At 63.1% G+C, this 20,408-nt stretch carries 17 protein-coding genes; 2 read left to right on the top strand and 15 right to left on the bottom strand.

All coding sequences use genetic code 11. From position 1 onward, the window contains the following. The first annotated feature begins 42 nt into the window (after positions 1 to 42). The gene (locus ACN9MO_RS25800) at positions 43 to 1,257 is read left to right on the top strand and encodes an MFS transporter (protein ID WP_113132980.1); all 1,215 of its coding nucleotides are present in this window, start codon (positions 43 to 45) and stop codon (positions 1,255 to 1,257) included. A gap of 92 nt (positions 1,258 to 1,349) precedes the next feature. Here the strand turns inward: ACN9MO_RS25800 and ACN9MO_RS25795 are convergent, their stop codons facing one another. The 11 genes from ACN9MO_RS25795 to ACN9MO_RS25745 all read right to left on the bottom strand — a co-directional run bounded on the left by ACN9MO_RS25795 (position 1,350) and on the right by ACN9MO_RS25745 (position 16,096). Continuing rightward, the gene (locus ACN9MO_RS25795) at positions 1,350 to 2,654 is read right to left on the bottom strand and encodes a CynX/NimT family MFS transporter (protein ID WP_113132979.1); all 1,305 of its coding nucleotides are present in this window, start codon (positions 2,652 to 2,654) and stop codon (positions 1,350 to 1,352) included. Further along, positions 2,651 to 3,328, bottom strand: a complete 678-nt coding sequence (locus tag ACN9MO_RS25790) for a FadR/GntR family transcriptional regulator (RefSeq protein ID WP_057255451.1) — start codon at positions 3,326 to 3,328, stop codon at positions 2,651 to 2,653. The genes ACN9MO_RS25795 and ACN9MO_RS25790 overlap by 4 nt, the downstream gene beginning before the upstream one ends. Before the next feature lie 294 nt (positions 3,329 to 3,622). Beyond that, positions 3,623 to 3,964 carry a slr1659 superfamily regulator gene (locus ACN9MO_RS25785; protein WP_057255452.1) on the bottom strand — a complete coding sequence of 114 codons (342 nt, stop codon included), beginning with the start codon at positions 3,962 to 3,964 and terminating at the stop codon, positions 3,623 to 3,625. Between the two features lie 13 nt (positions 3,965 to 3,977). After that, positions 3,978 to 4,538, bottom strand: a complete 561-nt coding sequence (locus tag ACN9MO_RS25780; RefSeq protein ID WP_112994078.1) for a slr1658 superfamily regulator — start codon at positions 4,536 to 4,538, stop codon at positions 3,978 to 3,980. A 4-nt stretch (positions 4,539 to 4,542) separates the two neighbouring features. Beyond that, entirely contained in the window at positions 4,543 to 6,903 is a 2,361-nt protein-coding gene (locus ACN9MO_RS25775) for a SpoIIE family protein phosphatase (RefSeq protein WP_112994079.1), read from the bottom strand. Next, complete coding sequence (locus ACN9MO_RS25770; protein ID WP_065376614.1) at positions 6,900 to 8,078, bottom strand: class I SAM-dependent methyltransferase; 1,179 nt, start codon at positions 8,076 to 8,078, stop codon at positions 6,900 to 6,902. Before ACN9MO_RS25770 ends, ACN9MO_RS25775 begins: the two co-directional genes overlap by 4 nt. After that, positions 8,075 to 8,593, bottom strand: a complete 519-nt coding sequence (locus ACN9MO_RS25765; protein WP_058323161.1) for a hypothetical protein — start codon at positions 8,591 to 8,593, stop codon at positions 8,075 to 8,077. Before ACN9MO_RS25765 ends, ACN9MO_RS25770 begins: the two co-directional genes overlap by 4 nt. A 141-nt stretch (positions 8,594 to 8,734) precedes the next feature. After that, on the bottom strand, positions 8,735 to 10,411 hold the full coding sequence (locus ACN9MO_RS25760) for a putative bifunctional diguanylate cyclase/phosphodiesterase (RefSeq protein WP_065376615.1): 1,677 nt from the start codon (positions 10,409 to 10,411) through the stop codon (positions 8,735 to 8,737). Between the two features lie 559 nt (positions 10,412 to 10,970). After that, positions 10,971 to 12,767, bottom strand: coding sequence for an adenine deaminase (ade, locus tag ACN9MO_RS25755; RefSeq protein ID WP_112994080.1), 1,797 nt, complete (start codon positions 12,765 to 12,767; stop codon positions 10,971 to 10,973). Between the two features lie 68 nt (positions 12,768 to 12,835). After that, a complete protein-coding gene (locus ACN9MO_RS25750) occupies positions 12,836 to 14,236 on the bottom strand; it encodes an NCS2 family permease (RefSeq protein ID WP_112994081.1) in 1,401 nt (466 codons plus the stop codon). Between the two features lie 60 nt (positions 14,237 to 14,296). Further along, entirely contained in the window at positions 14,297 to 16,096 is a 1,800-nt protein-coding gene (locus ACN9MO_RS25745) for an adenine deaminase (RefSeq protein WP_112994082.1), read from the bottom strand. A 111-nt stretch (positions 16,097 to 16,207) separates the two neighbouring features. On the opposite strand from ACN9MO_RS25745, the gene ACN9MO_RS25740 reads away from it, so the two are divergent. After that, positions 16,208 to 17,149 carry a LysR family transcriptional regulator gene (locus tag ACN9MO_RS25740; protein WP_057255461.1) on the top strand — a complete coding sequence of 314 codons (942 nt, stop codon included), beginning with the start codon at positions 16,208 to 16,210 and terminating at the stop codon, positions 17,147 to 17,149. 13 nt (positions 17,150 to 17,162) lie between these two features. On the opposite strand, the gene ACN9MO_RS25735 is transcribed toward ACN9MO_RS25740, so the two are convergent. From ACN9MO_RS25735 to ACN9MO_RS25720, 4 genes are all read right to left on the bottom strand, one after another. Next, positions 17,163 to 18,125, bottom strand: coding sequence for a pyridoxal-phosphate dependent enzyme (locus ACN9MO_RS25735; protein ID WP_113132978.1), 963 nt, complete (start codon positions 18,123 to 18,125; stop codon positions 17,163 to 17,165). Further along, positions 18,122 to 19,099, bottom strand: a complete 978-nt coding sequence (locus ACN9MO_RS25730) for an ornithine cyclodeaminase family protein (RefSeq protein WP_112994084.1) — start codon at positions 19,097 to 19,099, stop codon at positions 18,122 to 18,124. The genes ACN9MO_RS25735 and ACN9MO_RS25730 overlap by 4 nt, the downstream gene beginning before the upstream one ends. Beyond that, a complete protein-coding gene (locus ACN9MO_RS25725) occupies positions 19,096 to 19,704 on the bottom strand; it encodes a helix-turn-helix transcriptional regulator (RefSeq protein ID WP_112994085.1) in 609 nt (202 codons plus the stop codon). The genes ACN9MO_RS25730 and ACN9MO_RS25725 overlap by 4 nt, the downstream gene beginning before the upstream one ends. Before the next feature lie 184 nt (positions 19,705 to 19,888). Further along, on the bottom strand, positions 19,889 to 20,401 hold the full coding sequence (locus ACN9MO_RS25720; RefSeq protein WP_112994115.1) for a DoxX family protein: 513 nt from the start codon (positions 20,399 to 20,401) through the stop codon (positions 19,889 to 19,891). Positions 20,402 to 20,408: the final 7 nt, after the last annotated feature.

The following is a 20,408-nucleotide window of genomic DNA, read 5'->3' as shown; positions in this document are numbered from 1 at the left end:
TATCGGCGCTGCCGGCAGTCGGGCGCCACCAAGGAGATTGCAATGAGCAATTCGTTTTATCGTTGGGTGATCGTGGCGGCTGGCGGCCTGCTTGGCTGCTTGGCGATCGGCGCCATGTTCTCACTTCCTGTTTTCCTGCTGCCGATCTCGCGGGATACCGGCTGGTCCGTCACCGGGGTCTCCAGTGCCATGACCATCGGCTTCCTGGCGATGGCTTTCGCCAGCATTGCCTGGGGCAGTCTCTCCGATCGCTGGGGTGCGCGGCCGATCGTGCTCATCGGCTCGGTGCTTCTGGCCGCCAGCCTGATGGCGGCCAGCTGGGCGACCTCGCTGATCGCCTTCCAGGTCGTCTTCGGCGTCGTCGTCGGCACCGCCACGGCGGCGATCTTCGCGCCGATGATGGCCTGCGTTACCGGCTGGTTCGATACGCACCGGAGCCTCGCCGTTTCGCTCGTTTCGGCCGGCATGGGCATGGCGCCGATGACCATGTCGCCGTTCGCGGCATGGCTGGTTTCCGGCTACGACTGGAGAACTGCACTGCAGATCATCGCCGTCGTCGTCGCGGTCATCATGATCCCGGTGTCGCTTCTCGTTCGCCAGGCGCCGGCACTTGCTGTCGGTGCTGCCGCGGCCTCTCCTGAGGAAGAGGCGCAATCGACGATGACGACGAGCCAGGTGCTGAAATCGCCGCTCTTCATTATCCTGCTGCTCACCAACTTCTTCTGCTGCGCAACGCATTCCGGCCCGATCTTTCACACGGTGAGCTACGCCATCACGTGCGGTATCCCCGTGATGGCGGCTGTGTCGATCTACAGTGTCGAGGGGCTCGCTGGCATGGGCGGCCGCGTCGTCTTCGGCCTGCTCGGCGACCGCTTCGGGGCAAAGCGCGTGCTGGTTCTCGGGCTGCTGGCGCAGGCTTTTGGGGCACTGGCCTATGTCTTCGCCGCGGGGCTCGGCTCATTCTACGCTGTCGCCGCCCTGTTCGGCTTCATCTATGCCGGCGTCATGCCGCTTTATGCCGTGCTTGCCCGCGAGAATTTCCCCCTGCGGATGATGGGAACGGTCATCGGCGGAACGGCCATGGCCGGCAGCCTCGGCATGGCGACGGGACCGATTGCCGGCGGCATGATCTATGATGCGCTGGCCAGCTATACCTGGCTCTATGTCGGCTCCTGGGGCATCGGTCTCGGGGCGTTCCTGATCGCGCTCACCTTCAGGCCCGCACCGCGCTATCAGCAGGCGGTCGCTGCGGCGTGAAGCAGTGCACTGAGATCGACGAGAAAGGGCTCCACCGGAGAGGTGGAGCCCTATCGAGTTGAGCTTTCATTTCGAGGACGGCTGCGCCCGTCTTAGCGATCGTCGATCCTGACCGTTCGTGCGCCGACATGGAGTGCCCGGCCGGCGCCCATGCCCATGATCGCCACGCCGATGCCAAGGGCGATGAAGAGTATGGAGCTGGCCGCGAAGTTGCCGGTCCAGCTGCGAATGAAGCCCACGAACAGCGGGCCGATGGCGGCGAGCACGTATCCGACGCCCTGGGCCATGCCGGAGAGGTGGGCTGCGACATGGGAATCGGGCGAGCGCAGCACGATGAGGGTCATCGCCGCGGCAATTAGGCCACCCTGTCCGATACCTTGAAGAACGGCCCAGACGAGCACCGTCGACAGCGGCGCAAAGAGGATGCCGATCAGGGCGATGACGGCAGCGGCCGCGAGCGTCACGCAGACGGCGCGCTGGTCCCGGCGGCGGACGGCAAAAGACGGCACGAGCAGGCAGGTGACGACCTGCATCATGATCGAGGCCGAGACGACCGCGCCGGCGGTTGCGGCATCAAGGCCGCGCTCGCGAAGGATCGGCGCCATCCAGCCGAAGACGCAATAGGCCAGTGCCGACTGCAACCCCATGAACAGGGTTACCTGCCAGGCGAGGCGATCGCGCCAGAGGCCGACAACGCGGAAGCCGCTGTGGCGGGCCTGCGCCTTGCCACGCAGCGCCTGTGGCGCCCAGATCAGGAGCACGATCAGAGCTGGCACCGCCCAGGCTGCGAGCGCGCCGGACCAGGAGCCGGCGACATGGTGCTCGATCGACAAAGTGAGGCCGGCGGCACTGGCCGCGCCGGCGCAGAGCGCCATAGTGTAGAGGCCCGTCATCATCGCGGCCCGGTCGGCGAAGTCACGCTTGACGAGGCCTGGGAGGAGGACGTTGCCGACCGCGATCGCCGCACCGGCGGTAAAGGTCGCGAGGAACAGCAGCGGCACGGATTGAACACCGCGCAGGCCCGTGCCGAGCGTCAGAAGCAGCAGCACGCCAAGAAGCGTGCGCTCGGCGCCGAAACGTTGCGCGAGTTTTGGCGCAAGCGGCGCGAAGATGCCGAGGCAAAGCACCGGCAGGGTGGTGAGTACGCTGGCGCCTGCGGTCGACAGGCCGCTTGCCTGCATCACCTCGGGCAGCAGCACTGAGAGGCTCGAAAACAGTGGCCGCAGGTTGAAGGCGATCAGGACGAGGCTCACGCCAAGAAGAACACGGGCGCTGCGGCTCAAGACAGGCGGTTGCGGCGCCGGCAGGCTGTCGGCCTCGGCATCGATGAGCTGGTCTTCGAGGTCCAGTGGCTCGGCGGTCTCGGCCTTGTGGGGGTCACGAAAAGTCTGGTTCATTGGGTAAGAAGCCGATCAAGTTCAGCGAGGACGGGGGCCATGAACGCCCGGACGGAGGCCGCGGCCTGGTCCGGATCACCGGACGCGATGGCCTCGACGATCGCCGCATGCGCCCGGTCGTCCGGTTCGGGAAGGTCGCCACGAAGGGTCGAGTGGATGGTTTCGAGGATGGCCGAGGTGAAGAAATCATAGAGCTCGACGATCGCTTTGTTGCCCGATGCCTCGACGATCGATCTGTGGAAGGCGATGTCGCGTTGGCCAAAGGCATCGCGTCCTCCATCGGCCACCGTGCCGCGGGCGCCAAGCAGCTTGAACATGCGTTCGAGGTCTTCCGGCGTATGACGGAGTGCCGCCAGCCGCGCCGCCTCGACGTCGAGTGCCGCGCGTGCTTCCCACTGGTCGCGCAGACCGGTGCGCTTGACCCGGTCGAGCGCGCCCGAGGTGTCGACGGTTGAGCGGACATAGGTGCCGGAGCCCTGGCGGGCGTCGAGAAGGCCCTTCGAGATCAGGACCCGAACGGCTTCACGCACGGTGCCGCGGCTGACGGCGAGTAATTCGGTGAGTGCCGTTTCGTTCGGAATGCGCTCGCCGACTGCCCAGCGGCCGCTGAGGATTTCCGTTCGCAGGCTTTCGGCTGCGCTCTCGGTGAGATTGGTACGATTGATCGGCTGCATCGTCTGCTCATCAAGTCATCAGATGATTTGATGGATAAGCCGAGTTGACGCGCGAGTCAATGGGGCCCGGCGGCGGCCAGGGGCAGCGAGCGGCACGAGCTTTTTCTCTGAAGCGCGCTTTGTCGACAAGGTGCCAAAAATGCTGGCTTGATGTCATCAGCATCCCGCTCTCCGGCGAAGTCGCTGGAGGCGGAAAGATGCTATAGAACCAAAGTGCTAGAGCGTCCTCATGCGTAAAGTTGAACGCACGGCGCTCTGTCGTTGAACCGGCGCGATACAGCCGGACCGCCGACCTCAGTTGAGCCGGAGATCGAGGCCAGGATGCAGTTTCTTGAGGTTCGGCAAGGATTTCGATTGCCACGGGATTTCGGAGGTTCCGCGCACCGTCAATTGCACGTTCGGCCGGTTGCGCGCCTCGATCGTCAGTTTGGCGAGCAGGTTGATCCCTGACGAGTTCAGAAACTGCAATTCGGTCAGATCGATCGTGATGTGCTCAGGCTCGGTTTCGAGCACGCCCATGACGGTCGAGAAGATCGGGGCATAGGCTTCCGTTCCCGGCAGCCGCATCGTTCCTTCGAAATGGATGTCGTTGCCTTCGGACCAAACGCGATACTCTTCTACGTCCTTGTTTTCCATGTTCATCGGCTCATCAGTTCGAGAGGGCTGGGACTGCAATGGAAGCATAGGTCTCCAGCGTGGTTTCGCCATCTTCTCCGAGGGCACCAAAAACCCAAGCGAAACGAACACCATAATCGCTCATCAGTGTCAAAAGACCAAGCCCCGAGCCACTTTTCCCAAGCCCGGATGCATTGGCCTCGATGCGCTCGATGAGAAGGTCTCCGGGGTCGCCGGTAGCGATTTCGGAAAGCAGATGCTGGAAGCGCACCGCCGCTTCGTTGTCGATCACGTTGGACACTTTCGTGCGGAAGCTGTTCGCTTCGAGAGCGGCTTCGAGGACGATTTCGCCGGACGCCCGGAACTTCACCGCGTTCTCGACCAACTCGTTGGTGAGATACCCGATATTGTGCCGTACCTCCCTGTAGGTGCTGCGTGAGGCGCGGTATCGCAGCGCGGCGAGTTCAGCGACGAAATCCGAAGCCATGGCGCAATGCTTCCAGCTGAGATCGAGCGGCCCGTCGTAGAGGCGTAGCCGCGTCATTCTCTGGTGGGCACCAATCGTCAGGTCCGCCAGTCCGTAGAGCGTGGTCATCTGATCACCTGTGTCTCATGACGACGAGCGTGATGTCGTCATATATCTTCTGCTCGCCGATATGCGCCATCAGGTCTTCGAGAATACCCACCTTGGCGTCCTCGGCGCTGTGGCCGTAAAATTGCCGGGCGCTTTCGCACAGCCGTTCGATCCCGAAAAGCTCGCCCTTGGCGTTCATCGCCTCAGTCACCCCGTCGGTGTGCAGGACGATCATGTCGCCGCGGCTGAAGGAAATCTCGCGCGTCGCGACGAAAGCCGAAATGTCCGGTTCGAGGCCGATCGGCAGACCGAGGTCGAGCGTGTCGATCCGTTCGATTTCGGCGCCCTCGCGCACCACGATCAGTTCCTCGTGCTGTCCGGACAGAGTCATGCGGCCATCATCGTAATCGAGGAAGGCCAGCGACAGGTGCTTGTCGGTGTTGGTTCGCACGATGTTCTTGTAGATGGCGCGGTTGAGGCGATTGAGGAACTCTTGCGGGTCCATGTCGCCGGCCTCCTGCAAGGCCCGGGCGACGGACTGCACCATCAGCATCAGCACGCCGCTTTCAAGCCCGTGGCCGGTCACGTCGCCAATGCCGATCTTCAGCCGTTCGCCGTCGCGCAGCACGTCGTAATAGTCGCCGCCCACCTCGTCGGCAGGCCGCATATAGGCGGCGATTTCGAGGTCGGCAATTTCCGCGAGTTCGCTGGCCTTGGGCAGCACCATCATCTGGATCTGCTTGGCGACGGCAAGCTCGGCGCCAAGGCGCAGGTTCTCACTGCGCAACTGCGTGTTCAGTGCTGAAATCTGGTGATTTGCGTCCTCAAGCTGGCTCGTGCGCTCGGTTACCAGGTTTTCGAGGTTCTCGGTGTGGTAGCTGATCTCTTCCGCCATTCGGTTGAAGGCAATGCCCGCTTCGCCGACCTCGTCGCGCGTCGAAATTGGGACGCGGACGGAATAGTCCTTCGCCTCGATGCGCGTCGCCGCGCCGGCGAGGGCGCTGATGCCGCGGGTCACGCGCTTGGATATGCCGAACACCGCGGCGGTGACGAACAGCAGCGAGGCGAGCAGGGCCAGGATCTGATAGATCAGGATCCGGTTCGCCGCCTCGGAGATCCCCGCTTGCGCCGCAAACAGCGAGGCGTAGATTTCCCGTTCGGGCACCACGATGCCGAGCGACATGGTCTCGCGGCGGACGGGGCCGGACAGCCAGAAATTCTCGGGCTCGAGCTGCTTCAGGAGAATGAGATAAGGCACTTTCTCGCCGGCCTCGTCGAGCAGCACGCGCTGAATGGCGCCGTCGACGCCGAGCGGCAGGTCTGCGATCGCTGGCTGTACGCTGCGACGCAGCGAACGCTCGAGTCCGGTGACGCCTTGCCCGCCGGTATCGCTCGATCGTTGCAGGCCGATGACCTTTTCGCCAACCGGATTGATGGCAAGCACATTGCCATCAGACATCGCCAGGAAGCCGAAGCCGCTGTCGGCGACCTTGACGTTCTCGACCACTTCGGCGAGTTGATCGAGTGTGATATCGGCGCCGGCAGCACCGGCAACGCTCTTGCGATCCTGCGACCAGAGTGGCTGGAAGAAGCTGACGATCAGCTTGCCGGTGATCGCGTCGGTATAGGGGGCGGTCTGGGTGGTGTCGTTCGGTACCGGCCGCAGGCCGGGGTTCTCTGCCCACTGTTGCCAGGATTCGTAGATACCCGGAAAGAAGAATGTCCAGAATTCCGCCTGGTTGTGGCCGGGATAGAGGCGATCGAAGGTCTGCGCCTGCTCCGTATAGGGCGCGGTTCTGAAGATCGGTCGTTCGCGCGGACCGATGTAGTACATCTGCAGCTTGGAGCTGCCGCTTGCGAGCAGGCTCGGTGCGACGAGGTCGAGCACGGCGCTGTTTTCGATGTCGGCCTGGACTTCCGGCAGCGGGCGATGGTCGGGCCCGAGAAGATATCCCCAGACGCTGACGACCGATGGGGCTCCGGGCAGGTTCTGTGCCCAGCCGCCCTTGGCGTCGTACGCTACCGAGATTGCGCCGGGTGCTGCGCGCGCCAAGGCGTCGCCAACTTCGGTTTCTCGTGCCGGGTGGTCGATTTGCCCCTGCAGGACACCCGCCAGCGTGCCGACGTCGGTATGCACTTGGCCGATAAGCAGGTTGACGCGTGCGACAGTCGATTCCGCATAGGACCGAATATAGTCCTGGTTGGCCTTTTCCAGGCCCTGTCCTACCTCTGTCGCGGCATCGCGCGAAAGCCTCTGAACGTTCCAGAGCGCGAGGCCGCCGGTGACGAGGAGATCGAAGAGCACGGCGCCGCCGACCACCAGGACGAATTTGGCGCGAAACGATCGGAGCCCGAACCGGCGGCGTTGTTCGTCGACGGCGCTCATAGCGGCTTCCGTCCGGAAGCGGCCCAGATCGGCCAGCCGGCATAGCCCTTGGGATGCAGCGCCGCAAAGATATGGTCCCGGAAGCCCTGGCGGAAGCGCTCGATGAACTCGGGCGGGTCACCGCGCTTGACCGCCATTTCGCCTGCATAGACATTTTCCCAGGCGGCGATCATGTCGGCGAAGTCCTGCGGGTCGCCGTCAAGATTGGTCACCATGAAGGACTCGACGAGGATGTCGTCAAAACCCGCTTCGGCCAGATAGCGCCGGCTCTTCGGTCCGAGTTCCACATCCATCTCGAAATGGCTGAACAGTTTGGCGACCTCCGTGTAGGTCCACTGGATGCTGTTTGCCCGCGGCTCGCCGAGGCAGTGCGAGTTCTTTTCGTTGGTGATATAGACGCGTCCACCGGGCTTGCAGATCCGGTAAAGCTCCTTCAGCAGGAGTTCCGGCTGATTGAAGATCTGCAGCGAGTGGCGGCAGGTCACGAAGTCGAACTGGTTATCCTCGATCAGCATCTCCGACGCATCGCCGAAAGTGTATTCGATGCCGGTGACGCCGAAGTCGGCGGCCACCTTGCGCGCATAGGCGAGGCTTGCCCGCGAATGATCGAGTGCCACGATCCGCCCCGGTTCAAATTCCTTCTGCACCAGAACGGCGAAGTCACCGATGCCGCAGCAGATATCGGCCATGGCGATGCCGGGCCGCATGCCGTGCCGCGGCAGGATGTCTCGCTCATGGCGCCAGGTCATCTTCGTTTGCGTCCGCAGGATCGGAATGAAGCTGGTGTCCTCGACGAAGCTCTGGCCGGGATAGAACATCGAATCGTAGACCTCGACGGAGATCTGTGGCTCGATCGTGCTCAAATGCCGGAACATGCGCGTCGTCCAGCCGACGACGCTGGAGGTGACGACGATCAGGCGCAGGTCCGACCGTTCCCGACAGGCATCGAGGGCGACCCGGATAAAGGCCTGGAAGGCCGTGTTGTTCATCTGGATGAGGCGCTTCACGTCGATATAGAGAACGCCCTTCACCGCATCGATCGCTTCCCTGAGCGCATGAATGCTCTCGGCGATCTCATCGATCGATCGCGGCCTGATCGTTCCGGCGAGCGAGAAGACCTGGCTGTTCGGATCGAAGGCGACTTTGAAGCGCTGAGTAAGGCCCGCCGCGATCAACTCACCATTCCTTCAAGAGGCAAATCCACCACCAGGGTGATTGCCGAAGCCGCGTCTTCGTCGAGCCGAAGGCGGGCGTCATAGTTGACGGCCAGGTCCAGCAGCACCGATTCCCGGCTCGGGGCGAGATCGTTGGAAATGGCATCGAGATAACGGGCCTCGGCGTCGCTCTCGCGGGTTCTCGATACGGCTTCGCGATAGAAGCGCGCCTGACCAGGCGGGCATGGAAAACTGAGCTGAACCCGTTCCGTGACGCCTTGGCGATAGATCGACAGGCCGATCTTTCCGTCGGTCGTGCCGCCGCGAAACGAAACTTCGAGAAGCTCGTTCAAAGCGGAGGAGAAGAAGTTCGAATGCCGCACCGGATCGGTTCTGTTGTGGCTGATCATGCGGGCGAGGTAGCTCGAAACATGATCGCAGTGCTGCCAGTCCGACAGAAATATCTCCATCTCCATATCGAACTGCAGCAAGGGCTCGAAAGCCGTCCCCGTGGTCTTATTGACACTTGCACCCATGCAGCAATGTCCTCCGCCCGAACTCTGCCACGGCCATACGGCACTTTCTATAATGATTTCTAACCACGCAACCCCCGGATTTTGCACGTGAACAACCCAGGTTTTGCGCCGCGCGTCCCGCCGCGCAACGCACGGATGCGCCTAGAGCGTTGCCATAGCCGACGAGCGGCGAAGATAGGCGCCAATGGCGCCCGCCGGCATCGGCATGCCCAGGAAGTAACCTTGCAGCCGGTCGCACCCCTCTTTCCGCAGCCAGACCGCCTGCCCGACCGTTTCCACGCCTTCGGCGGTGACGCGCATGCCGAGGCCATGCGCAAGCCCGATGATCGACCGAACGATCGTCTGGCTTTTTTCGTCGCTCTCGAGGTCCTTGATGAAGTAGCGGTCGATCTTGATCGTATCGAAAGGGAAGTTCTTGAGGTAGCTGAGCGACGAGTAGAAGGTGCCGAAATCGTCGAGCGAAATCTGGATACCCAGCACGTTCAGGGTATTCAGCGTGTCCAGGTTGTTGGTCGTGCGCTCGAGCAGGACCGATTCGGTGACTTCCAATTCAAGCCGGTCGGCCCTGAGGCCCGCCATGTCGATCGCTTGGGCGATCCGGTCCGTCAGCCCCTCCCGCAGGAATTCGGCCGGCGAAAGATTGACGGCGACGGTGAAGTGCGACGGCCAGGTTGCGGCCTGCCGGCACGCCTCTTCCAGCACCCATTGGCCGATCTCGTTCATCAGCCCGTCGGCTTCCGCCATGGGAATGAAGACATTGGGGGGGATGACACCCACCAGCGGATGGTGCCAGCGCACCAGCGCCTCAAATCCGACGATCGAGAACGGCGGTTCGACGAGTGGCTGGTATTCGATGGAAAACTGCCTGTCCTGAAGCGCCGTGCGCAGGCTGCGACGTAGCATCTCCCGCTGTTCCAGCACGATCAGCATCGAGCGGCTGAAGGTCTTCGACCGGCCGCGGCCGTCCTTTTTTGCAGCATAGAGCGCGATGTCCGCGGCCTTCATCAGCTGCTCGATCTCGTTGCCATCGTTGGGGGCGATGGCGATCCCGATGCTGGCGCCGACGAAGACCGCAATGCCGTCGATCGTAAAGGGTTCATTGAACGCCTGGATCAAGGCTTCCGCCAGATATTCGGCATCCGTCGGCTGGTCGCTGTGGCGTTGGATAACGGCGAACTCGTCGCCCGCAAGGCGATAGGCGACCTCGCCGTCGCGAAGAGCGCCACGGATGCGCTCCGCCGCCATCTTGAGCACGGCGTCGCCGGCGCCGTGGCCGAGCGTGTCGTTGACCGGCTTGAAGTCGTCGAGGTCGATCTGCATCAGTGCCAGCTTTTCGCGCGGCGTCGGCAGGATGTTTTGCAGGTCGTCGCTGAACTGCCGGCGATTGGGCAGGCCCGTCAGCACATCGTGCGTCGCCTGGTGGAGAAGCAGCGCCCTTTCGCTTTCGCCATGGCTGCCGACCTCGCGGCGCGTCGAGCGGCCACCCGTTTCGAGCACGCCAATGCCGCGCAAGGCGCGGAAGACCAGAAGCGTGCGCCGGGATTTGGTGGTTGCGTCGATGACTTCGACGCTGCGGGGCACACCGTGCGCGATCACGGACTCGACTGCCGCCTTGGAGGCGGGAGCAAGCAGTTCGGGATAGAGATGCCACAACGTCGCATCGACCAGCGTGCCGACTTCGTAGGTTTCCTGGAGCGCCGGCGAAGCGCTCGTCAGATGGAAGGCCTCGTCATAGAACGAGAGGATTTCATCGGCGTTGGCCGCGCCCGGATCTTGCACTGAAGCTGAAGCAGACAAGGTTGCATCAGTGTCCTGCATACTTGCCTTTTCCTTTCTGTTGCGAACTCGCCCGGGGACAGCAAGCGGTCCCGCCTCCCGCAGACACTGCACGCGCGGCACTTCGGCGTGGTTCGTCCTTCTCCAAAGCTACCGCGTGACGTATCCGGGTCAATGCCCTTGCCGCGCGCCGAAAACTACCTGTGGAAACCTCGTTTCGGAACATGGCGGGCTCCGGCGCGGTGCCGTTGCCCTGCACGGTTGTATATAAGATCATTCTTTTATCATTTACCATCATTGCATGCAATTTGGCGCCGTTTCGACGGGAAGCCGAAAGCTGTTTCAGCCGCGATCCCATTGCAGGACAGCCGCTTGGAGCACGCTTTGCGGCACAAGGGTGTCCTGCCTAGGGTCGACGAACGGCTGATTTGGATGGGCAAACGGAAGGAACGTCTCTCTCAGGCGCGGGTTAACCATAAACGAAGAAACCGGGGGATTGGGGGACTGTTCTTCCTCCATCCCCGGTTCGGAAGGGCAGTTCGGCGCCTCGCGCGCTCAGGGATCGGCCGCCTGTATCAGCCGGCCGATTCCTTGGAGCGGGTCAGTGCGTGCTCAAGATCACGTCGGTCTTCTGGAAGGTCCGGACGTCGATCAGGCCCTTGTCCGAAATCCTGAGTTCCGGAATGACGACGAGGGCCAGCAGCGAGTGCTGCATGTAGGCGTTGTTCAAGTGGCAGCCGCAGGCGCGCATCGCCTCGACGATGGTCGCGGCCTTCTCGGCGACGATCTCCGCCCGCTGATCCGACATCAGGCCGGCAACGGGAAGTTCGACCAGAGCCAGCTCGCGGCCTTCCTTGATGACGACGATGCCGCCGCCGACCTCGTGCAGTCGGTTGGCGGCCTTGGCCATGTCCGCCTTGTTCGTGCCGACGACGATCATGTGGTGGCTGTCATGCGCGACCGTGCTGGCGATCGCGCAATCGCTGCCGTAGCCGAAGCCGGAGACGAAGGCGTTGACGACGTCCCCGGTGCCGCGGTGGCGTTCGACGAGCGCGATCTGGCAGATATCGTTGGCCCTATCCATCTGCACGAAGCCGTTTTCGATTGCGACCTCGGCCTCGAGCGCGCGCGTCGGCGCCTGGTTTTCGACGACGCCGATCACGTTCACCCGCGCCCTTGTAGCGCGTGCATTGGACGGGATGTCGAAATCCGCGGCGGCCAGCATCCGGCCGAGATGGACGGTGTTGCGGGCGCTTTCCGGATAGACATAGGCCGGGATGTCGCGCACCAGCGTCCCGCCTTCGGCCATGAGTTCGCCGCGGGCAAACACCATCTCGATCGGCAGGCCGGCAAGGTCGGAGGTGACGATCAGGTCCGCCCGCCGGCCCGGCGCGATCGATCCGAGCTCGCGCTCCAGGCCGAAATGCTGGGCGGTGTTGAGCGTTGCCATCTGGATGGCGGTGATCGGCTTCAGCCCCTGTGCGATCGCGTGGCGCACCACGCGGTTCATGTGTCCGTCATGAACTAGCGTGCCGGAATGGCTGTCGTCGGTGCAGAGCAGGAAATTGCGCGGATCGAGGCCGGATTCGGTGACGGCCTTGATCTGTGCGGCAACGTCGTACCAGGCCGAGCCGAGGCGCAGCATGGCGCGCATGCCCTGGCGAACGCGGGCGATCGCGTCGTCCACCGTCGTGCCTTCGTGGTCGTCGGCCGGGCCGCCGGCGGCATAAGCGTGGAATTCGCGGCCGAGATGCGGCGAGGCATAGTGCCCACCGACGGTCAGCCGCGCATCCTGGGTCGCGGCGATCTCGGCCATCATCTTCGGATCGTTGCCGGCGACACCGGGGAAGTTCATCATTTCGCCAAGGCCGATGACGTTCGGCCAGGCGAGCGCCTCGGCGACATCTTGAGCGGAAAGCTCGGCGCCGGCGGTCTCAAGGCCCGGCGCGCTCGGCACGCAGCTCGGCACCTGGACGAGCACGTTGACCGGCAGGCTCTGCGCTTCCTCGTTCATCAGCCGGACGCCATCGAGGCCGAGCACGTTGGCAATCTCGTGCGGGTCGATGAACATGGTGGTCGTTCCGTGCGGGATCACCGCGCGGGCAAATTCGGTGACGGTGACGAGACCGCTTTCGACATGCATGTGGGCGTCGCAAAGGCCGGGCACCAGGTAGCGGCCGTTCGCATCGACGACCTTGGTGTCGGCGCCGATCGTGTGGCCGGCGTCCGGGCCGACATAGGCGAAGCGGCCAGCTTTGACGGCGATATCGGTGCCGGGAATGATCTCGCCGGAATAGACGTTGACCCATTTTCCATTGCGGATCACGAGATCGGCCGGCTTGCGGCCCATGGCAACGTCGACCAGTTCGGGTGCGGTTCTCGACCAGGATTGAAGCATGACAGTTTCCTTCGAATGGGCGATGTCGGCGCCCTTCCATCAATGGGGGCGCCGAAGGATTTGCTGAGTTACTGGGTCTGGGCGACGAGCGCTGCGGCAAGCAGCGCGACGAACCACATGACCGGTCTTACATCGCCGGCCCGGCCGCAGACCAGCTTGATCAGCACATAGGCGATGATCGCAAGCGACAGGCCGAGCGTGATCGAGAAGGTGAGCGGGATCAACACGATCGCGAGGAACGCCGGGATCGCCTCATCGAGCGCGTTCCAGCGGATGTTGCTGATCGGCTCGGACATGAAGAGCCCGGTCAGGATCAGGACAGGTGCTGTCGCAACCGCAGGCACCAGCGACAAGAGCGGCGACAGGAAGAGGAAGGGCAGGAAGAGCAAGCCCGCAACCAGCGCGACGAGGCCGGTCCGGCCGCCTTGCTGGATGCCGGCGCCGGATTCGAGATAGACCGTGGCCGGGCTGGTGCCGAGCGGCGCCGAGATCAGTGCTGCGATCGCATCGACATGCATCGATTCGCGGATGTTTCGCGGCATGCCGGTCTCGTCCTTGAGGTCGGCGGCTTCGGCAAGGCCGAGGAAGGTGGACAGCGCCTCGATGAAATTGGTGAACAGGAAGACGAAGATGAAGGGCAGGTAGATCAGGTTCAGCGCGCCCAGGAGATCGATCTGGCCAACGAAGCTGAAATCCGGTGCGGCGGAGAAACCGCTCCAATTGACCAGCGTGTGCACATCAGGCGCCTCCGGCCAAAACGCGCTGCCGTCGCCCCACCAGCGGCCGATCGGGATCGCGAGGATCGTGGTCAGGATCATGCCGGCCATCATCGCGCCAGGAACCCGCCGCACCACCAGCGCGACCGTCAACACAAAGCCGGCGATGAAGGTGAGCGTCACCGGGTTGAACTGCGTCAGGCCGACGATCGTATCGGGATTGGCGACGATGAACTTGGCGTTTTCCAGGCCGATCAGCGCGATGAAGAGGCCGATGCCGCAGGCGATGCCATAGCGCAGATCGACCGGGATCGCCTCGATGATCGTCTGGCGCAGATTGAAGAACGCCATGACGGTAAAGAGCACGCCGGCCCAGAAGACGCAGCCGAGTGCGACTTCGAGCGGCACCTTGGCGCCGACCACCATGGTGTAGGCAAAGAGCGCATTGATGCCCATGCCGGGCGCCACCAGAATGGGGCTGCGCGCATAAAGCCCCATGGCGCAGCTGCCGATGAAGCTGACGAGCACCGTCGCCGTCACCCCTGCCGAAAACGGAATGCCGGCATGCGCAAGGATCGATGGATTGACGACGATCACGTAGGAGGCTGCGAGAAACGTCGTAAGCCCTGCAAGGATTTCGGTACGGACGGTGGAGCCGAAGCGTGAGATCTGGAAGTAGCGGTGGAGAAGCGCGTGAAGCCAGGATCCCCCCGGGCTAGGTGCCGCCTCCACGGACTTGTTCTGAATGTTCATTTTGTTCCCCTTTTTTGAAACGACGGAGGGGGCCGGCATGACCGGCCCCCTCCTTGAGCATTATTCCGCAGCTTCCGCGCGCTCGTCTCCGCTTGCGGGCGAAAACGGCGAGATCACCTTCAAGCCCACGCAATCGACGACGCCAAGGTCGGTGATCGCGTATTCCGGAATTGCCGTGATCTGCAGCACGAACATGTACATGAAAGGCCAGGGCAGCGGGCACCCGAGGGCTCGGGCCGCATCGTCGAGTTGGTCTTCCAGCGCCGCCATCTCGGCCGGTTCGATGTCGGAGACGATGCCGCCGATCGGTAGGTGCAGGAAGGCCTCGACCTTGCCGTTCCTGACCACGACCTGGCCGCCATTGTTGGCGATCAGGTGGTTGATGGCGACGCGCATGTCTTCGAGGTCGGCGCCGATGCAGATGATGTTGTTGTCATCGGGCGCGGTCGAGCTGGCAATCGCGCCTTCGCGCAAGCCGAAGCCGGAGGTGAAGGCGACCGGGCGGTTGCGGGTCTTGCCGTAACGTTCGACCACGGTGACATACTGGACGTCCTTCTGGGGGTCGGCGAAGACCTGGCCGTCCTTGACGGCAAGGGTCACGTCGCGACGGGTGCGCACGAAGATCTTTTCCGGCGTGACGGCGATCGCCAACGCCTCGGCCGTGTCGCCGGCGCCGTCATAGGCGACCTTGAGGTCGCCGGGCTGAAGCTGTGCGACCTTGACGGAGTTGAGCAGGGCAACGCTGCGCACCGGCGGCGTCAGCTCGATCGCCATCTTGCCGTCACGGGCGACCACTTCGCCCTTGGCGACGACCGTCTCGATGTTGAAATCGCGCAGGTCGTTGACGAGCAGGATGTCGGCGGCGCGGCCGGGCGAGATCGAACCCACCTTGTCGTCGATCCTGAGCGCATCGGCCCCATTGATCGTTGCCATCTGGATTGCTGCCATCGGCGAAATGCCTATGGCGATCGCCATGCGCACCATGTTGTCGAGATGGCCGCGCTTGAGGATGTCGCTTGCCACCACGTCGTCGGTGCAGAAGCTGATGCGCCGCAGCGCCTTCACGCCCATTTCCGTGACGATGCGCAGGTTGTCGGCGAGGAAATGGGAGATCGAGGATTCACGCACAACGACATGCATGCCGGCCCGCAGCTTTTCGAGCATCTCTTCCGGCGTGTAGCTTTCGTGATCGGCGCGAACGCCGGATTGCTGGTAGCCGTTAAGCCGTGCGCCGCGCGTCATCGGGCAGCAGCCAAGCACCGGCAGTCGGCTCTTCTCGGCGAGTTCAAGCGCCGCCAGCACGTCGGCGTCTTCTTCCTGGATGAACTCGCGCACCGTCTCCCAGATGCCGACGCATTCCGGCCAGTGGTGTGTCGCCTGGTGGTCGGCTGGGCTGAAGTAGTGGCCGACGGTCGAGCGCGGCATGGTGTAGGGCGTCTTGCAGGGCGCGCCCCAGAAGACTTTCAGCGGCGTCTGCTTGGCTTCATCGAGGAACTCGCGTGCCGCAGCCGGCCCGCCGACGACGATGATCTGGTCGAGGCCGGTGACGATCGAGGTCGTGCCGAGCGGAACGACGGCCTTGGCAAAGCTCGTCAGCGACATCTTCGAGCATTCGACATGCAGATGCCCGTCGATCATGCCCGGCGCGAGATATTTGCCCGTGGCGTCGACGATCTTGGTCTCAGGGCCGATATAGTCGGAGATGTCGCCGACGGCGATGATGCGTTCGCCATAAATGGCGACGTCGGCCTGATAGATTTCCTCCGAGACGACATTGACGAGGCGACCGCCCCGGATCGCCAGCGTTGCCTTGCCGCCGGTGCCTGATGCGGCGCGAATGAATTCTCTGATATCGCTCACTGGAACCTCTTCTCCCTTAGCTCCAGTGAATATTCCCAATTCCCATCCGTTTGCACAATGGGCCGAAATAGGCTAATTTCTGGACATATCATCCAAGATTTTGGACGAAATATGGATCTCTCGCTTATCGACTGCTTCGTAAAGGTTGCGGATTCCCGTTCGATTTCAGCGGCTTCCAGGCGGCATCGGCTGCCTAAGTCGACGCTCAGCCACAAGATCCGTCAGTTGGAGGACGAGTTCGGCATCGAGCTCTTCGTGCGCGAGGGGCACCAGCTGCATGTGACCGATGCGGGCGCCGAATTCCTGCGCTATGCACGGCTCATCCAGTCGAATTGTGACGATGCGGCAACCGCGATGGCGGAGATGCGCCAGGAGGTGGCAGGCACGCTGAGGGTCGGCTCGACAGGCGAATTCGGCACGACGATCACGTCGGAACTGCTCTACGCCTTTCGCCAGCAGTATCCCCAGGTCAATCTCGACGTCGTCTTTCTCTCCTCGCGTCGGCCGTTTTCCGATGTCACCGAACAGGCGCTCGACGGTATCTTCCACTGGGGCGAGCCGTCGGATGTGGATTACATCAGCCGGCGGCTTTCGGTCTCGTCCTATGGTCTCTTCGCCAGTCCGCAATACATCGCCCGCCACGGACAGCCGGAAAACCCGGACGAACTTGCCGGTCATCGCGGCCTCGTCTTCCGCCAGCCGACGCGGCTGCAATCCTGGTACCTGACGAGGCCTGGCGAGGACGAGGTGGACCTGCTACCAGCAGCCACCTGCACCACCAACGACTACTGGACGATCAAGTATTTCGCGGTGGCAGGCGAGGGCATCGCCTACCTGCCTGACTTCTTCGTCGAGACCGAGCGGCAGGCCGGCCTGCTGGAACCGGTGCTTCGCGACTGGCGCTCGCCGCAGACGGCGATCAACCTCATCTATTCGCGCCGCCGGCACGTGTCGAAACGCTTCAAGGCCTTCGTCGATTTCTGCATCGACTTCTATCGCGATCGGGATCGGGTGAAGATCCCGCGCTATTACGTCGAGCGGGTCAGCCTTTGACGCTGGTCGTCGCCTAGCGAAGCAATGTAGGCAGCATGCTCGCGCCATCGACATTGCCGCCGCAGAGCAGCACGACATTGGTCTGGCCGGCGTATTTTTCGGCGACCTGGCGGAAGCCGGCGAGCGCGAGGGCTGCAGCCCCTTCGACCAGCATATGCTCGTCCAGAAGCAGGTCGCGCATCGACGCTTCGATCTCCGCTTCCGTGCAGGTCACGACCTCATCGATGACGGCCATCGATAGCCCAAGCGTCACGCTGTCTTCATCGAGACCACCGGCGACCGCTTCGGCGAGCGTGTCGAGATGATCGGTTTCGACGACGCGGCCGGCTCTCATCGACACGGCGAGCGCCGCCGAGTTCGCGGCGGAAACGCCGATGACGCGGGTGTGCGGGCTGAAACTCTTCAGCACCGAGCCGATGCCGCTGATCAGCCCGCCGCCGCCCATGGCGACGAAGACATTGTCGATGCGTTCGGCCTGTTCCAGCAGTTCGAGCGCAATGGTTCCCTGTCCGGCGATGATCTCACGATCGTTGTAAGGCGAGACGTAGACACGCTTGTCCGATGCGGCCAGCCGCTGGGCTTCCTGTTCGGCGAGCCCTGTTTCGCCGCCGTGGAGAATGACATCGATGCCATAGGAGCGGATGCGTTCGAGCTTCGCCGCCTTGACGATCTCGGGCAAGACGACGGTCAGCTTCTGACCGATCGCGCTTGCCGCATGGGCAGCACCGATGCCGTGGTTGCCGGAGGAGGCGGTAATCACCCGCTGATCCCGCGGCAGCGACGTCATCTTGCTGATGGCACCTCGGATCTTGAAGGAGCCGGTCAGCTGCAGGTTCTCCGCCTTGAACAGCACAGTCGAGGATGTTTGCCGTCCGACTGCGCGCGAGGGGATCAGCGGCGTCTCATAGATGAACGGACGAATGCGCTGGCGCGCCTGGACGGAGCGAGCTGCTGTTTCGAAGATATTGGTGTTCACGGTGTTGTTCCTTCCATACGCCCGAGCAGGCCGAGTTCATCGAGGACGGTTCGGGCGATGGCGATGTCCTGCGTCGCGATCCCCGTCAGGTCGGCGATGGTGATGTCCTGGTCCGAGCCTCGGCCTTGTGTTGCACCGGAAAGCACTGCACCGAGCGCCACGCAGTGGCCTTCGCCGATCGATCCTGCCCGCGCAGCGGCGGAGAATTCGCCGTGATCTAGGCATTGCTCGGAGAGATCGACGAAAAGCCGATCGGCGCGGGCAACGAGCGCGATGTCGAGCTCCTGCTTGCCCGGCGCATCCGCACCCATGGCGGTGATGTGCGTGCCGGGAGCTATCCAGTCCGACCGGATCAGCGGCTCTTTCGAGGGTGTCGTCGTCACGATCGCATCGGATTGGCGGCACAGCGCTTCCAAGTCGGTTGTCGCCTCGATGGAAAGATCAAGGTCCGCAAGATCGGCTCGTACTGCGGCTATCTTTTCCGGTGACCGTCCCCAGACGGTGAAATGAAGTTTTCGATCCGAGAGCGCGGCGAGCGCGCGGATCTGGATACGCGCCTGCGTGCCGGTGCCGACGATCCCGACCGAGCGGGTGTCGCTGCGCCACAAGGCCATGGTCGCGATGGCACCGCCGATGCCGGTGCGCAGATCGGTCAGCAAGCCCTTGTCGTCGAGCACCGCGACCACGTCTCCGGTCTCGGCGGAGATTGCAACCATCATGCCGTTGCTGGATGGCAGCCCCCTGGTCGGGTTGTCATAGAAACCGGACGCGATCTTCACGACGAAGATCGGATCGCCTTCGATGTAGCCGTACTTGATATGGCAATCGGCATTGCGGCCGTTGAGCGGCAGGTAGCTGACCGGCGGCAGGTTGGCGCGGCCATCGGTCACGGCAATATAGGCGTCGCTGATCGCCGGGGCCGCGAGTGTCAGCAAGGGCAGGCTCGCGAGTTTTTCGCGGTCGATGACGATCATGGTGCGCTGCCCCCGCTCAGATATTTGTAGACGGTCGCCCGGCCCATGCCGAGGATGCGGGAGATGTAGGAGGCGGCGTTCTTGCCGCCGAAGGCACCATCGGAGGAAAGGGCGATCACCAGCGCCTGCTTGTCGGTCCGGCTCATGGCCGAGATCGTCAGCCTGCGGGACGCCGTCCATTGCTGGACATACTCGTTGACGCGCTCGTGCCAGTCCTCCTTGAACAGGCTCTCCGGCTTGTCGGTGACCGGCACGCGGACAAGCGCGTTGAGCGTGCGGAGCGCCGCGTGGAAGTCTGAGACATCGGCGTTGATGCAGAGCACACCGATCGCCTTGTTGGTCATATCGCGCAGCACGGCGCTGATCGACTTGATCGAGCGGCCGTCCCAATTGACCTTCTCGTAGGGGCCGATGATCCCGTCCGCTTCCTTGAAACCGATCTCGCTGAGCAGCGAGGGTTCGCCGATTTCCCGCTTGGAGAAATTCCCTGCGATATGGATGACGGTTTCGGTTGCGAGATCGTGCAGCACGACTTCGGCATAGGGCTGGAACAGCAAGGCAATCGCGTCGCAGACTAGGATATGCGGGCGGAGTTCGGGGTTCACGGCCTTCCCTTTCTTCAGGAACCGCCCTTAAATCACGTGTAGACTAAAATGTCTATATTGGACTTAATGTCTGCGAATCTTGAAAACCGCGACGGTGGCGTGCGATGATATTCGCACGCCGCCGTCGATGCTGCCGTGGGGATCAGGTTTGGCGCACGCAGGTGATGCGGGCGCCGGAATGGGCTCAGCTTTTGTAGGGGTCTCCGCGCCAGGCGCAGAGCAGGTGGTCAAGTGACAGCTTGCCGGGACCGGAGGCCATGAGGCCGAGTGCCATCGCCGCCCAGGTGATGTGGATGGGCCAGCCATCCGGCACGGTCAGCTGTACCACTGCGGTCATCACCAGCAGGCCGAGTGCGGCAAAGCGGGTTGCCAGACCGAACACCAGCAGGATCGGCAGAAGGATCTCGGCCGAACCCGCGGTAAAGGCCATGGCGGCTGGCGCCGGATAGGGGTAGGGCCCGCCGGGAAGATGCAGCTGGAACTCCGACCTGAAGAGCAGCACGGCGACGTCGTTCAACTGTAGGAAGCCGTCCCACTTGCTCATGCCGGACCGGAAGAACGGCACCGCCAGGCCAAAGCGCAGGACGAGTTGCGCGAGCCAGAGAGGAGCGAGCGCGCCGACCGCCCGGTTCGCACGGCGGGCCCAGTGCGACAGGTCGGTGGCATTGACGCTGTTTCGGGAGCTGGATGCGGACATCATGGTT

The organism is Ensifer sp. R-19, assembly GCF_049905105.1.
GTDB lineage: Bacteria > Pseudomonadota > Alphaproteobacteria > Rhizobiales > Rhizobiaceae > Ensifer.
This window is presented reverse-complemented; position numbering and strand designations above follow the sequence as displayed.